At 59.1% G+C, this 14,666-nt stretch carries 9 protein-coding genes and 1 pseudogene; 2 read left to right on the forward strand and 8 right to left on the reverse strand.

What is annotated here, in order from left to right; all coding sequences use genetic code 11:
• Positions 1–310: 310 nt before the first annotated feature.
• From HZZ16_RS36480 to HZZ16_RS36505, 6 genes and pseudogenes are all read right to left on the reverse strand, one after another.
• Positions 311–1,554 (reverse strand): annotated as a pseudogene (locus HZZ16_RS36480) (IS5 family transposase).
• Between the two features lie 333 nt (positions 1,555–1,887).
• The gene (locus HZZ16_RS36485) at positions 1,888–4,116 is read right to left on the reverse strand and encodes an acetate--CoA ligase family protein (RefSeq protein WP_197955643.1); all 2,229 of its coding nucleotides are present in this window, start codon (positions 4,114–4,116) and stop codon (positions 1,888–1,890) included.
• Positions 4,117–4,175: 59 nt separating this feature from the next.
• Positions 4,176–5,339 (reverse strand): acyl-CoA dehydrogenase family protein, encoded by a 1,164-nt coding sequence (locus tag HZZ16_RS36490; RefSeq protein WP_197955652.1) that lies wholly within the window; start codon positions 5,337–5,339, stop codon positions 4,176–4,178.
• Between the two features lie 87 nt (positions 5,340–5,426).
• Positions 5,427–6,626, reverse strand: coding sequence for a pimeloyl-CoA dehydrogenase large subunit (pimC, locus tag HZZ16_RS36495; protein WP_197955644.1), 1,200 nt, complete (start codon positions 6,624–6,626; stop codon positions 5,427–5,429).
• A gap of 505 nt (positions 6,627–7,131) precedes the next feature.
• Positions 7,132–7,956: an enoyl-CoA hydratase-related protein gene (locus HZZ16_RS36500; RefSeq protein ID WP_197955645.1), complete on the reverse strand. Its 825-nt coding sequence runs from the start codon at positions 7,954–7,956 to the stop codon at positions 7,132–7,134.
• Positions 7,957–8,084: 128 nt separating this feature from the next.
• Positions 8,085–8,858, reverse strand: a complete 774-nt coding sequence (locus HZZ16_RS36505) for a EutQ-related cupin domain-containing protein (RefSeq protein ID WP_197955646.1) — start codon at positions 8,856–8,858, stop codon at positions 8,085–8,087.
• A 651-nt stretch (positions 8,859–9,509) separates the two neighbouring features.
• Between HZZ16_RS36505 and HZZ16_RS36510 the strand changes: the two genes are divergently transcribed.
• Entirely contained in the window at positions 9,510–10,619 is a 1,110-nt protein-coding gene (locus HZZ16_RS36510) for a M14 family metallopeptidase (protein ID WP_197955647.1), read from the forward strand.
• A gap of 210 nt (positions 10,620–10,829) precedes the next feature.
• Complete coding sequence (locus HZZ16_RS36515) at positions 10,830–12,266, forward strand: aldehyde dehydrogenase family protein (RefSeq protein ID WP_197955648.1); 1,437 nt, start codon at positions 10,830–10,832, stop codon at positions 12,264–12,266.
• A 179-nt stretch (positions 12,267–12,445) separates the two neighbouring features.
• On the opposite strand, the gene tnpC is transcribed toward HZZ16_RS36515, so the two are convergent.
• Positions 12,446–13,921, reverse strand: coding sequence for an IS66 family transposase (gene tnpC / locus HZZ16_RS36520; RefSeq protein WP_197955655.1), 1,476 nt, complete (start codon positions 13,919–13,921; stop codon positions 12,446–12,448).
• A 122-nt stretch (positions 13,922–14,043) separates the two neighbouring features.
• Positions 14,044–14,367 (reverse strand): IS66 family insertion sequence element accessory protein TnpB, encoded by a 324-nt coding sequence (gene tnpB, locus HZZ16_RS36525; RefSeq protein WP_246510694.1) that lies wholly within the window; start codon positions 14,365–14,367, stop codon positions 14,044–14,046.
• Positions 14,368–14,666 lie beyond the last annotated feature (299 nt).

Below are 14,666 nucleotides of genomic sequence, written 5' to 3' on the forward strand. Positions count from 1 at the left end.
GCGGCGTCCGCCCGTTCTTGCTCGGCCTTGATTACATCGGCTGCCGATGAAGACCGAGACTGCAGCGCGCGAAGCTGATCGGCCGCTACGGCACTGTTGGGGGTGCGCGTCCGGTCAGCTTCGCTCCGCCGACCATACCATCAAACATGTGACGTGATCCCTTCAGCGGCCGCTTGACCACGGGCTATCGATGGTGCCAATTACCTTTAACGATCGGGTGCTTCTCCTGCGCGCGATCAGATTGGAACGTTGCGCGGCATCAGATTGGAATACCTGCGCGCGATCATTGGAATCCGCAACTAGTCGTCCGTTAAAAAACCGATTTGAGCGGTAAGCGTTCGCTGACGGCCGCGATGAGGGTGGTCAGGATCAGACACCAAAGAGTCCTCAGCCAGGCGAGGATGCGGCGGAAATTGTGACCGACGGCCTAGAGGATGACGTTGGCCGCATCGCCGGCGCGGCCTTTGAGGTAGCAGCGGCCGAGGTGACCATCGGTCTTCAGGTGTCCGATGATAGGTTCGATGGCAGAGCGGCGGCGCAGCTCGCGCTTGATGACCCCGAAGACGCCGCGCTTCTGGCCAGAGATGAAGACCCGGCGGGGATTTTGTGCGTCATGGCCGCGGTACCCCTTGTCGACATAGGCCCGCTCGATCGCACAGCCGGTGAGTGTCTCGGTGCGGTCGATGACGTACCGCAAGGTGTGACCGTCGTAGGGGTTAGCGCGGCTGCTTTGCCCTTGCCGATGCGCTCGACCTCCGGAGCATGGAAGGAATACAGCTTCCAGCCGCGCTGGCGCTGCTGCTGCGAGCGGATCTGGGAGGCCCGGCCGAGCGGGAGGGCGAAGGCGTTCTCGAGCACGGCCTGACCTTCGATCTTGCGGCGGATATCCCGGATGATCCGGCCGAGCCGGCTGCGCAGGATGCGCAACTGCCGCTGATGCGCTTGAATTGCTTGGCATGGGCGTAGCGTCCCGCCATCATCGCCGCGGTCTTGGCAATGCGAAGATAGGACTGCCGCAGCTTGACCCCGTGCTTCCTCGCCAGGCGGTTGAGCCCGTTGATCGCCCCGTGCAGCAGCTTGGCATCTGTCGGGAAGGTGACGCACGGTGGTATCGACCGTGACCCGCTTGAGGTCCTGGCTGCGTAACGCGCCGGCCTGATGCGCCACCCGCAGGCTCTCGGCCAACAGCTGCCCCAGCTTGTCGCCGAGCCGCGTGCGCCAGTGGCTCAGGTCCGAGCGCTCATGTGGGAACGCGTGCTGAAAGAACTCTTCGCCGGTGAAGTACTGGAAATACGGGCCGTGGACCCAGCGCTCGCAGACCCCCTCATCGGACAGGCCGTAAATGTGCTTGAGCGGCAGCAGCCCGATCATGAAACGGGTCGCAATCCCCGGCCGACCATTCTCGCTGTAGAGCGGCGCGATCTCGCCGTCGATCCAGTCCCAATCGACCCTGCCAGCGAGCTGAACCAGCTCGTGCTTCATGTTGATGATCTGGTCCAGCCTGCCCCGGAACAAATCGCCCGATCCGGTCGCTTTGAGCTTCCTCGGTCGCATCGCCACCTCCGATGCGAGGACGGAATCATGACTGGCGATCCGATGGAATCCTCAAAACGAAATTGCAGGCTTCCGATGCCCGAAGCATCAAAACCCTGCAATCCCAAAACAGGCCACAACGAATAACGCGATCCCAGCTCAATCGCTTAGCCGCTCTTCACGGCGACGAACTAATTGAGCTTCGACTGCTTACGTTGTTTGCGGAGAGAAACCAAGCAACGAGCATTCCTTGGCTTGGATTCTCTAAGAACGATCACTTCACACCGCCTCTCATCCCGAGCAGGCAGTAATATCCTTCTTTGGCGATCTCGCTGGTCGAACCAAGCTTTGCAGCTAATCGCCGGCTCGCTTGTCAAACTCCTTGAGCTTCTTTTTGGTAATGAGGCAGTCAACGGCGACTAGCCCAGTCCCACTGGCAGAAAGGATGACGGGATTGATGTCAATCTCGCCGATCTCGTCGGCCAGATCGGTGCAGAGGGTCCCGAACTTGACAACGCAGTCGGCCAGCCCCTCCAAGTCCGCCTTGGCGCCGCCTCGCGCACCACGCAGAACGCTCGCACCGCGTAGCCGCCCGATTGCCGATTGCACGTCGTCCGCATCGAAGGGCGGCAGCAGCACCTGCACATCTTTAAGCGCCTCAACCCATATTCCGCCCAATCCGAAGGCGATGACTGGCCCGAATTGCGGATCGAAAGTTGCGCCCATCATGATTTCGGGGCCAGATTTGGCCATTTCTTGCACGACGACGCCGCCGATCTTGGCTTCAGGGCGGTGCGACCGAACCGAAGCCATGATCTGCTCAAATGCCTCCGCTGCTTTCTCGGCGGAAGGAATATTCAAGATGACGCCGCCAACGTCCGTCTTGTGCACGATCTCGGCCGACTCGACTTTCATCACCACCGGGAAATCAAGCGTCCGTGCAATGCGCGCCGCCTCATCCGCCCGCGTTGCCAGCGCTTCGCGCGTGACCGGAATTCCGTAGAGCGCGAGTAAACGCTTGCCCTCACGCTCCGTCAGAACGTCGTCTTTCGCCTCGCGCATGATGCGCAATGCCTCAGAATAGCAAGCGCTGCGCCGGCCCCACTGGTCCGATAGGCGATCACCAGGTTTACGGCTGTGTTGGAACTCAGCATAGCCAATCAGAGCAGAGAGCGCCTTCAGCCCAGGAGCTAGCCCCTGCAGAAACGGCATGCCCTCAAATTCGGCCTTTGGCTCGATCATCGGATCCTTCGGATCGAGCGAGGTGTAGAAGTGACCGCCTGCAAGGCTCAAGATCGGGAAAACAACCTCTGGCGCCAACGCAGCAGCCCGCGTCAAAGCTTGTCCGAGAGCCGAGCGCATATCCAGGCACGAAGGGAAGCCGCGGCCCCAGATCACCATGTCATACGCGCCACAGCTAGCAAGCGTGCTCAGTGATTCATCGATGATCTGCGTGTCATAGCCGCCCTGTGCGGTGAGATCGAGCGGATTGCCGACATTGCCGAACTCGGGAAAGACCCTCTCCAGCCGAGCCTTCGCCGGTGCGGGCAGCGGCGGAAATTCTATGCCGTAGGAATCGGCGACGTCGGACAGAATGCCGGCGGCGGTACCAGAGAAAGATGCGAACGCGACGCGGCGGCCGCGCGGCCGCTTCGTCGAAGACAGCGCAACCGCGGTCTCGATCAGATCGTCAACGGTATCGACGCGGATGACACCCAATCGTTTCAGGACGGCATCGATCGCCACGTCTGAACCTACGAGAGAGCCGGTATGAGCCAATGCCGCTTGGCGGGCTTTTTCAGAGCGGCCAACCTTGATCATCACAATGGGCTTACCCTTGTCGGCCGCGCGCTCGCAGGCCTTGATGAATTCAACCGGCCGCCTGATCTGCTCACAGTAGGAGGTGATGACGCGCGTCTCCTCCTCGTCGACAAAATAGTCAATGAAATCTGCGACATCGAGACATGCCTCATTGCCGACAGTGACCACGCGGCCGATGCCGATGCCACGAGCCAGCAGTGGCACGATCAGGCTATAGACGAGGGTACCGCTCTGCAGGATGGAGCTGATTCCCCCTGCCTTCATGGTGTGAAAGTCCAGCGGGACGGCCATCAGCTGATTGGCCGCGTTCATCAAGCCGAAGCAGTTTGGACCGACCACTGGGATGCCGGTTCGTGCGGCCCACTCCATAAGCCAGCGTTGCTTACTTGCCCCGTCCCCAGCTTGCTCGGCAAATCCGCTGGAGATGATCTGAATCGCTCGCACACCAGCGGCTTCGCAATCGTCGAGCACTTCGGGAATAGCCTTGCTTGGAATGGCGACCATGGCCAGGCCAACGGGATGAGGGATGGCTTTCAAGCTCGGATAGCATGGCACGCCCGCGACCTGCGTGTAACGCGGGTTCACTGCAACGACCTCTCCCGAGAAGCCCCATTTTTTGATATTGGTGAGGATTTCTGTTGCGAAGCCTCCCTTCTGGGAGGCGCCGACAATGGCGACGGATTCCGGCCGAAAAAGCTGGCTGATCCTACCCGCCGTTCCCTGCTGAAGGCGGTCTTGTTGCAGCACACGATCAACTTGCATGTTTAGCCCGTCGGTTCTTGTATTGGGTAACGCTTGGCGTCTCGTTCGAGCTCCCGGTCCTATCTTTGAATTGCTTGATCGCCGAAGAGCCCCCCGAGCGAGGCGAGCCGCTGAAGATGGTGGTCGGTATCGCCGAACGACGCGTCGATCATCGTCACATGCTTAAAGTAGTGCCCGATGCTGTATTCCATGGTCATACCGATGCCACCGTGGAGCTGGATAGCCTGCCGTCCGAGCGCTTTGGACGACTGGCCGATCTGCGCTTTTGCGGCGGACAGCGCCCGCTCACGCTCGATGACATCGCTCTCTCCCGCCATCATGGTGGCGTACGTCGCCATGGAACGCGACTGCTCCAATTCGACGAACATATCGACCGCGCGGTGCTGAAGCACCTGGAAGGAGCCGATTGTCGTGCCGAACTGCTTGCGCGTCTTCAAGTAATTGACGGTGATGGCATGCATTTCAGCGAAGCAGCCGATCGCCTCGGCGCACAAGGCCGCAATCGCTTCGCCTGCAACGCGTGAGATAATCTTGAAAGCGCCCGCCGGGTCGCCGATAACGTCAGCCGCCGCGATTCGTACGTTCTGAAGCGTGATCTCGGCCGCCCGCAGCCCGTCTTGCGTCGGATAGGCGCGACGCATAAGGCCCGGCGCATTAGCGTCAACCAGGAAAAGGCCAATCCCGTCCCTTTCTCGCGCGCCCCCCGCCGTTCGCGCCGACACGATGATCTTGTCCGCTGCATCGCCATGGAGGACAAGACCCTTGGTCCCGTTGAGCACCCAACCCTCGCCGTCCCTCTTGGCCTGGGTTTCAACATCGAAGAGGTCATATCGCGACTGAGGTTCAGCGTACGCGAAGGCGAGTTTCATCCGACCTTCCGCAATGGCGGGGACGAGCTTCGAATTTTGTGCTTCATTCGCGCCATGCCGCAGGATGCCGCCTGCGAGTACGACGGTTGCGAAATATGGCTCAAGGATAAGCGCCTTGCCGAAAGCTTCCATGACGATCATGGTCTCGACCGGCCCGGCGCCGAGCCCGCCATGAACCTCCGCAAACGGCAGCCCGAGAAGCCCGAGCTCAGCATAGCGCGCCCACATCGCTTCACTGAATCCCGGCTTCTCCGCGCGGTACTTGCGGCGGTCCTCAAAGCTATAATGCTCACGCATCAAGCGCTCGACGCCATCCTTAAGGAGCCGCTGCTCCTCGGAAAGATCAAGATCCACTAGAAAACCCTCCTTAAACGGGGCCACATCTTCGCCCCTCAAACCTTTAGAACCCTGCACAGTCAGCATCTTCCACTTGCTGAAGCGTCAGAGGCCGAGGACGACCTTGGCGATGATGTTCTTCTGGATCTCATCCGAGCCGCTATAGATCGGCACCTTACGCCCGTTGAAATAAGCGGGTGCAATCGGTCCAGCCCAATCGGGACCAATCGCTGGCTCCCCGCGCTGAAACTCCTCCTCTGATTGATAGGGCAGCGCGTAAGGGCCGATCACATCCATCAGAAGCTCAGAGGTCGCCTGCTGAATCTCCGAACCCTTGATCTTGAGGATCGAGCTTGCGGGGTCCTGCGTACCCCTCTCGAGCTTCGATTGATTGGCCACGACGCGGAGCTGCGTCATCTCGAGCGCCTTGAGCTGGACCTCGACGGCAGCAATCTTCTTGCGGAAATCGGCCCTGTCGATGAGCCGCTCGCCCCCGACGCGGGTGCGTGAAGCAAGTTCCTTGATGCGCCGGATACGCTCCTTCGAAAGGCCAACACAAGCAATCGTCACGCGCCCGTTGCCAAGAACAAACTTGGCGTAATCCCAGCCGCGATTTTCCTCGCCGACGAGGTTCTCGACAGGAACCCGCACGTCGTCAAAGAAAACCTCACAAACTTCGGGATATCCGTCGAACAACTGAATCGGACGCACGGTAACGCCCGGCGACTTCAGGTCGATCAGGAGAAAGGAGATGCCCCGCTGTTTCTTGGCGTCAGGATCGGTCCGAACCAGGCAGAAGATCCAGTTGGAGTATTGCGCCAAGGACGTCCAGATTTTCTGGCCATTGACAATGTAGTGGTCGCCGTTACGCACGGCCCGCGTTTTGAGCGACGCAAGATCGGAACCGGCTCCCGGCTCGGAGAAGCCCTCGCACCACCAATCGTCGACGTTTACAATGCGCGGTAAAAAATACTTCTTCTGCGCTTCGTTGCCGAAAGTATAGATAACCGGCCCAACCAAGTTGATGCCACTACCGGCCGGCTCCGGCGCAGGCGTCTGGCTCACTTCTTCGCCGAAGATGTACTGCTGGACTGGTGTCCATCCCTTGCCCCCATACTCGATGGGCCAGTGCGGTACGGCCCACCCCTTCTGCGCCAGAATGCGCGTCCAGCGCACCTTATCATCCTTGCTAGGATGCCGGCCCGCAATCAGCTTCTCGCGGATATCTGTAGGGATTGCGGAGCGGCAGAATGCTCGAACCTCGTCGCGGAAGGCAAGTTCGTCAGCGGTAAAATTCAGATCCATCGTTGCTTCCTAGTTGCGAACAGCGCGCCGATTGTTAATTGTTGATTGTTGATTGTTGATTGTTGGCAATATACCAGGCGCCGTATCGAAAAATCCCGATTCCGACGGAACTAGGCCGAAAACCTGCGATATAATCTAGAATCGCGAAGCTTTTCTGCGCGAGAAAGCTAGGTTGTCGCGGTCCCCGTCGTAATCAGGCTTAACTTAGCTGAGGGCCCAATCTAAACTAGGATGTTGGCTGTGACCCGACGCGCCTTCGAATTTTCTCCAGTAGAGAAGAGCTCTCTCGGCCGCGCTCCTGGCGATGCAAACCTTACCGGTTGAGCATCGCTCCTCGTAGAACAAAGCATAGGTCGCAGGCTTGCGCGAGAGGTCTCGAGCATCCCGTAGCACCTCGCGCCGCGGCGCCAGCAAGGATCTCTTCTGGGTGCGTCATCGCGAGAGCAGCAGATGATCCATATCGCTGCCCTCCCAAAGATTGCCTGCTAGAAGTGAGATCGATCTTTCAGCGTCCCTGAAATACGGGTTTTCGCTTCGCCGCAAAGGCCCGCACGCCCTCTTTGTGATCGAGCGTCAATTCCGCTTTTATCAGGTTCTCGGCCTCATGATCCATCGACGCGAAAAGGTCAGATGCCGCCGCGTGATCCAGATTGTCCTTGATACAGCTAAACGCGAATGTAGGCCCCTGCGCGAGTGAAGCTGCAAGCTCAAACGCGAATTGGGGTAACTCCGCGTCCGCCACCACGCGGTTGAGGAGGCCCAGCGCTTCTGCCCGCCGCGAGTCGATGCGCTCGGACAGCAACATCAGTTCGCGCGCGCGGGAGACCCCAACGAGCTTCGTCAGCAGCCAGGCTATACCGCAATCGCCCGACAATGCGACCTTCGCATATGAGGTGGTTAAGATGGCCGACTGCGAAGCAATCCGGATGTCGCAGGCGAGTGCAATCGCAAGGCCCGCGCCCGCAGCAGCGCCCGGAAGCGCCGCAACCGTTGGCTTTCTTACGGCGAACAGCTCACCGATTAGCTTTCGCTGGTCAGCCCGCAAGTCGGCCACCCGCTGTTCGAATGTTGCTTCAACTGTAGCGGAACTCTGCCCCATGCCTTTGACATCGCCTCCGGCACAGAAGGCGGTCCCTGCGGCGGTAATCAGGATCGCACCAACGTGTGGATCGTCAGCAAATCGCTTGATCAGCTTGCTCCAGGCGACTTTCATTCCTTGGGAGATAGCATTCCGCGCCTGCGGCCGGTTGAGCGTAATCACACCCACGCGATCACGGATCTCCGCCAGTAGGTCATCTGTTCCAGTATTGATTTGTAACGCTTGCGACATGCGCATAGCTCCGCTGTACTTCGCCACGGCTGGGCACTAACATGCGAATGACCGCAAGCCCAGGAGGGCATGGTGGATTGGGAGTTCAGCAAGGCCCTACTGAGCTCCCACAGGCTCATCGGATAGACTTATCGAACCGATGCAGGCCACGGCTTCGGCCTAACCGGCTGACTTCGCAGACGCCAGTCAACCGGGTACGGGACGAAAAACATGATCCCTCTCTCGCCTTCGTACTTCAGCGGAGTCCCTTTCGGCAGCCAGACCACGTCCCCGAACCGCGCGTCGATTTCCTGGCTATAGTTTTCGCCTGTGCGAATCCGCATCACTCCACCAAGCGCGACCGAAATCTGGTCATATTCCGTCGTCCAGTCCACCGAGCTACCGTTGAAGGTCGCGATCGTCGCACCAAGTGACTTACTGATATCTGGCGTAACGAGGCTGCAGGTAGATGCATAGCCGCCCGAATAGATTTGCATCTGTGAATAGATCATGTCCGTGCTTCGGAAATGATAGACGTCGTTCAGGGGCTTATCGTCCACGCTCGCCTCACTGCGGGTCCGCCAATCAACAGGGTGACGAGCATAAAATACCTTGGCCTTGTCCCCTTGGTACTTCAGGCGGGTTCCCTTAGTAAGCCAAATTACATCGCCGAACTTCGCTTCAATGACACGGCCATAATTTTCGCCGGTGAGAAGCCGAAATATTCCACCAAGCACCACGATGGTTTCATCATAATTCACCTTGCTTTCAATCGAGCAGCCGTCGTACGTGGCGATGCCAGCATCGATTGTCTTGCTGATTTCTGGACCGACCAATTGGCAAACACTCGCGGAGCCACCGGCGTCGCTATGCATCGGCGCAAATACCATGTCCTCGCTCTTCACATAGAGCGCTTTAGTCATCATCGTTCTCCCTTCTTGATTCAGGAGCCTGCCCAAGAGGCATACACCCGGTTCTTTCATGTAATCGTTTGAGCAACTGCCCCAGCCGTCACCGCCGTATAAGTGCCATCGGTAAAGTCAAGACGAGAGGAATCCGTGAGGGGGACAGGTCCCTTGCCATTTTGTCACGCGCCGTCTGAAGGATCTCCGCTTCCAACCGCGGGACACTAAGCGCGCCCCTTACGCAAAAAGCTCCGCAAGGACTATACTGCACCGATAGAAGCCCTGATTTTGCGAAAACCCCGCCCATTGGGGCAGAATCCTGCAAAATGACGGGCGCATTGTACGGATTCAGGCCCAAATGGGCCCCATCACGCGTCGAGCTTTTGTTTTGGGTTAAGGTTCTGGCTAGCCATGCTCGAGGGGGGGGGGTGAGCTGCCCCCGCGCGCCAATTCCCCCCTTCCCAACACGAAAATCGGGGTCGGAGCCGCTCGTGCATTCATTCCGCGGATCGCCGGGCTTAATCGCTGAAAAACTGCGAACTGCTTCCGGTAAGTCTGACGCTGATCTGCCCCGGAGAGACCAGTTGCGTTCGGCTCAGTAACTCTGAGTCCGACAAGCATAGATGATCGACTATCTCCGCTATGTCCTGAATGATGATCGGAATTCTCATGGACGACGCCATTCTCAATGCAGCGAATAAGTATTTCGCATCGAATTACTTCGAAGCTCGTCGTAAGTTTCGGGACTACGTCCGCAAAGCCGCCGTCGGTGAGGCCCGGGTTTATCCATCCCCCGCTTGTGGGCCCGGTGGAGAAGAGCTCTCGACAGATGTTGCCTGGTTTGGTGATCGGGGGGCCTCGAAAGTGGGGGTTCTCATATCGGCTACGCACGGTGCCGAAGGATATTGTGGATCCGCAGCGCAGCTCGACTGGTTGGGCGAGCGTGGTTACGAACAGCTGAAGTCTGATGAAGCCACGTTGCTAATCCATGCCATCAACCCATACGGGTTCGCATGGGACCGGCGCGTTACGCAAGAAGGTTGCGACCTCAATAGGAACTTCATCGATTTCACGGCTCCCCTTCCTCAAAACGAGGGATACGACGCAATCGCGGATAGTCTGGTACCAAGTGCCTTGGATGGGCCTGTTTTTGCGGCGGCCGAAGCAGCGATTGAGAGGTACCGGGCAGCCTACGGTGAAATCGCCTACCGAAGGGCACGGACCAGCGGTCAGTATCGCCATCCGACAGGAATGTTCTTTGGTGGCTTCGGCCCCAGCGTAGCTCGCCAAACACTCGAACGAATCGTGTCGGACTACAGTATCGCGTCGCGTCAGCTAGTCTTGATCGTAGACTATCACACAGGCCTTGGACCATATGGTTATGGTGAGCTGCAATGCGAGCAGGCATCGGGCATGACTGGATATCAGCGGGCGCGCGACATATTCGGCGATTCAGTCACTTCACCAGATCTCGGCACCTCATCGGCCTTGGTACTGAGTGGTACGCAAGACGACTATTGGGAGCGGCTCCTGGGTGATCGCCACGTCTACGTTTGCCTAGAGTTTGGAACCTACCCTCCAGAGGCGGCCAGACCATTGTTGCGCGCTGACCATTGGCTATATGCGTACGGTCAAGCTCAGATTCATACCGACTTTGGGCGTGACATTCGCCAACGCGTGAAGCAGCACTACTATCCGGATAGAGCCGATTGGAAAGAGATGGTGCTTTGTCGCACTCGCCAGGTTCATCGGCAGATGCTTCAAGGCATGCGAAGGTGAACGTAGCTTCGCGCGCTCAATGAACATGGCGGCACCAGGCATGTCGGACCCTCAAACCTTCCTCATAGGCGTCTTCCTCCCTGGCGTGGCCCGCTCCAAAGAAGCGAACCGCCGGTTTACGGAGCCGCCATCACAGAGCGAAGCGCAACTGAAGTAGCACCGGTTCACGTCGCGATACTGTCCAGTTTACACCATCGTCGAGAGGATCACATGGTCAATCGAATGCAATTCTACATTGATGGCGCTTGGAGCAATCCCGCCGCGCTGAAGTCAATGCGTACGATCAATCCAGCAACCGAAGAGGAGATGTATGAGGTAGCGCTTGGCTCAAAGGCAGACGTCGATAAGGCGGTCATCGCGGCTAGGCGCGCATTCGAGTACTTTTCCCAGACCACGCGCGAGCAGCGCCTAAGCCTGCTCGCAAACATCATCGATATCTACAAAGGTCGCGCCAAAGAAATCGGCGACGCCATCTCCGACGAGATCGGCGCTCCGTTAGAGATGGCCGAGCAGATGCAGGCTAATTCCGCCATCGGCCATCTCGCGACCACGCTCGACGTGCTCAAGAACTACTCCTTCGAAGAGCGAATTGGCAGTGCGGCTGTGCTTCGTGAGCCTATCGGCGTAGTGGGAATGATCACGCCTTGGAATTGGCCTATGAGTCAAATAGCTTGCAAGGTAGCACCAGCGCTCGCTGCCGGTTGCACTATGATTCTCAAGCCGTCCGAATTCGCCCCGACTTGTGCCCTAATATTCGCGGAGATCCTTCATGAAGCTGGCGTACCGAAGGGGGTATTCAATCTGCTTAACGGCTTAGGCCCTGAAGTGGGTGCTGCTATGAGCGAGCATCGAGATATCGATATGATCTCGTTCACCGGATCGACGCGAGCGGGAATCGACGTTGCGAGCCGAGCGGCCCACACCGTCAAGCGCGTAAGCCAAGAACTGGGAGGAAAGTCTCCGTACGTCATTCTTGATGATGCCGATTTCGACAAGGCAGTCCGCGGATGCGTCCAGACGATTTTTCTTAACTCGGGCCAATCTTGCGACGCGCCATCGCGGCTAATTGTTCCGAAGTCCAGAATGGCGGAAGTCGCAGAGATCGCGAAGACAGTGGCGGACAGGTACAAGGTCGGCCATCCCCGGGCCGCCGGCACACATATGGGTCCTGTGGTAAACCGCGGCCAGTGGGACAAAATTCAAGGACTAATCCAAAAAGGCATGGACGAGGGAGCCGCGATCATCACTGGCGGCCTTGGCCTGCCAAAAGGCATCGAAAAAGGGTTTTACATTCGACCTACCATTTTCGCGAACGTCACAAGCGAGATGACCATTGCGCGTGAGGAGATCTTCGGGCCTGTACTTGCGATCATTGGTGCCACGGATGAGCACGACGCAATTCGAATTGCCAATGATACCCCCTATGGTCTCGCCGGTTACGTATTCTCCAGCTCAACCGATCGCGCGCGCAGCGTAGGTCGCTTGATTCGTGCAGGCAACATATACCTGCAGGGTGCATCACTTGACCGCGCGGCCCCGTTTGGCGGGTACAAACAATCGGGTAACGGTCGCGAATGGGGTCGCTTCGGCCTGGAGGACTATTTGGAAGTCAAGTCGATTGCCTGCCCTATTAGCGCTGAACCGTGAAGCCCAAAGCGCTGAACAAGGTTCGGTGCCTCGGGAGCTGAGGTTGCAAGCTTTCGAGAATCGAATCCTCGAAGGCTTGCCTACACGGCAACCTAGCCCGGAGTGTACACCGGTTCCTCCGCTCCATCGCCGACCCGACTGCAGCGAGCCTCAGGTGGAGGGAAATGTAAGCGTCGTTCTCAGGCCACGGCTTTGAGGGCTTGAGCGCGGTAGCCCCAGGGCAGTAGCTGGTCGATGTCGCGGTTTGGATGCCCGTTGACGATCCTGGTCAGGACGTCGGTGAGATAGGCGAGCGGATCGACGTCGTTGAGCTTGCAAGTCTCGACCAGGGACGCAACGACAGCCCAATGTTCGGCACCGCCGTCGGATCCGGCAAACAGCGCGTTCTTGCGACTGAGCTTGATGCCACGGATTGATCGTTCGACGGTGTTGTTGTCGAGTTCGATGCGGCCGTCATCGATGAAGCGCGTTAAGCCTTGCCACCGCGAGAGGGCGTAGCGGATGGCCTCGGCGAGCTTGCTCTTCTGGCTGATGAGGGCCAGCTTGGCGCGCAGCCATACCTCGAAGGCATCGGCCAGTGGTCGGCTCTTCTGCTGCCGCACGAGGCGGCGCTCCTCCGCGCTGCGGCCGCGGATCTCCTTCTCGATCGCATAGAATGCGGCGATGTGCTTCAGCGCTTCGTTCGCAATCGGAGCGGGGCCGGCTGTCGCGAGTTCGTAGAAGTTGCGCCGCATGTGCACCCAGCAGAAGGCGAGCTCGACCTCGCCACGTTCGGCAAGCTTTGGGTAGGCGTTGTAGCCATCGACCTGCAGGACGCCCTTGAAGCCGGCAAGATGGCTGAACAGCCGCTCGGCTTTGCGGTCGGGTGCATAGACATAGGCGATGCCGGGTGGATCGAGCCCACCCCAGGGCCTGTCGTCGGCGGCATAAGCCCAGAGCTGGCCCGTCTTGGTCCGCCCTCGACCGGGATCGAGCACCGGCACCGTCGTCTCGTCGGCGAACAGCTTGGACCTCGCCCGAAGCACCCTGAGAAGGCGCTCATGCAGCGGGCGCAGATGGAAGGCGGCATGCCCAACCCAGTCCGCCAGCGTCGATCGATCCAGAGCGATGCCCTGGCGGGCATAGATCTGGGCCTGCCGGTAGAGCGGCAGATGATCGGCATATTTGGACACCAGAACCTGGGCGACGGTTGCCTCCGTCGGCAGTCCGCCCTCGATCAACCGGGCCGGAGCCTCGGCCTGCAGGACGCCATCTTCGCAGGCTCGGCAGGCGTATTTGGGACGTCGGGTGACGACAACGCGGAACTGCGCCGGCACCATGTCCAGCCGCTCGCTCTTGTCTTCGCCGATCTGGTGCAGGTCGCCCTTGCAGCAGGGACAGGTCTTGGCGTCGAGGTCGACCACGAGCTCGATCCGCGGCAGGTGCGCCGGGAGTGCTCCGCGATTGTTGCGGCGCTTGCGTGCGCGCTCCGCCCGGCCTTCCGGAGCTGTCTCGTCTTGGCTGGCTTCCGTACAGGCCGCAACCTGTTGGACGTCCTCGAGACCGAGCAGCATCTGCTCCTCGGGAAGCGATGCCTTCCGGCCAAAGCGATGACGCTGCAGCTCCTTGATGATCTGGCGCAGCCGCTCAGTCTCGTGCCGCTCGGCAAGCAGCATCGCCTTCAGCGTCTCGGGATCATCAGGAAGGTTATCGCTCACAGGCAAATCAGAGCATATTCGCGCCCGCCTGACGACGTGCTCGATGCCCCTGATTCACTTCGCCGCAGCGCGGCCCACAATTATCCGGCTTGCGTCGGGACGACCGTCTCCCGTGCCGCGTGGACACGCCGCCAATCGAGCCCTTCGAGCAGCGCCGACAATTCTGCCGCCGACAAACGCATCACGCCATCCTCGATCTTCGGCCAGCGGAAGACGCCTTCCTCGAGCCGCTTGGCGAACAGGCACAAACCCGTACCATCCCAGAAGATCAGCTTGATCCGGTCCGCCCGCTTGGCACGGAACACATAAACAGCACCCGAGAACGGATCGGCCTTCATGTGCTCCCGCACCAACATGGCAAGCCCCTCCATTCCCTTTCTGTTATGTGGTGCACCACATAACAGAAATTATGCGGAGCCCACGATTATGCGGAGTGTGCGGCCGTTCAATCCGAGAGCCACTTCGTTATCAACAGTTTAGTTCCTGCTGCCCTCTTTCTCACTCCGCATAATCTGAGCCTCCCTTCCTGTCTTGATGGCAACGGAAGGGAGACAAGGAATGGCCAAGTCGAGTGAGGATCACTGCCACGGGCTGCGCTGCATGGACGCAGGCGATCTCGCCCCGCTGGTGACGGAGTTCACACGACACCTGACGGTGTTGGGGCATAAGAGCTTGACGGTGAGCGGCTATGACGCTGCAGCCC

The organism is Bradyrhizobium glycinis (genome assembly GCF_016031655.1).
Taxonomy (GTDB): domain Bacteria; phylum Pseudomonadota; class Alphaproteobacteria; order Rhizobiales; family Xanthobacteraceae; genus Bradyrhizobium; species Bradyrhizobium glycinis.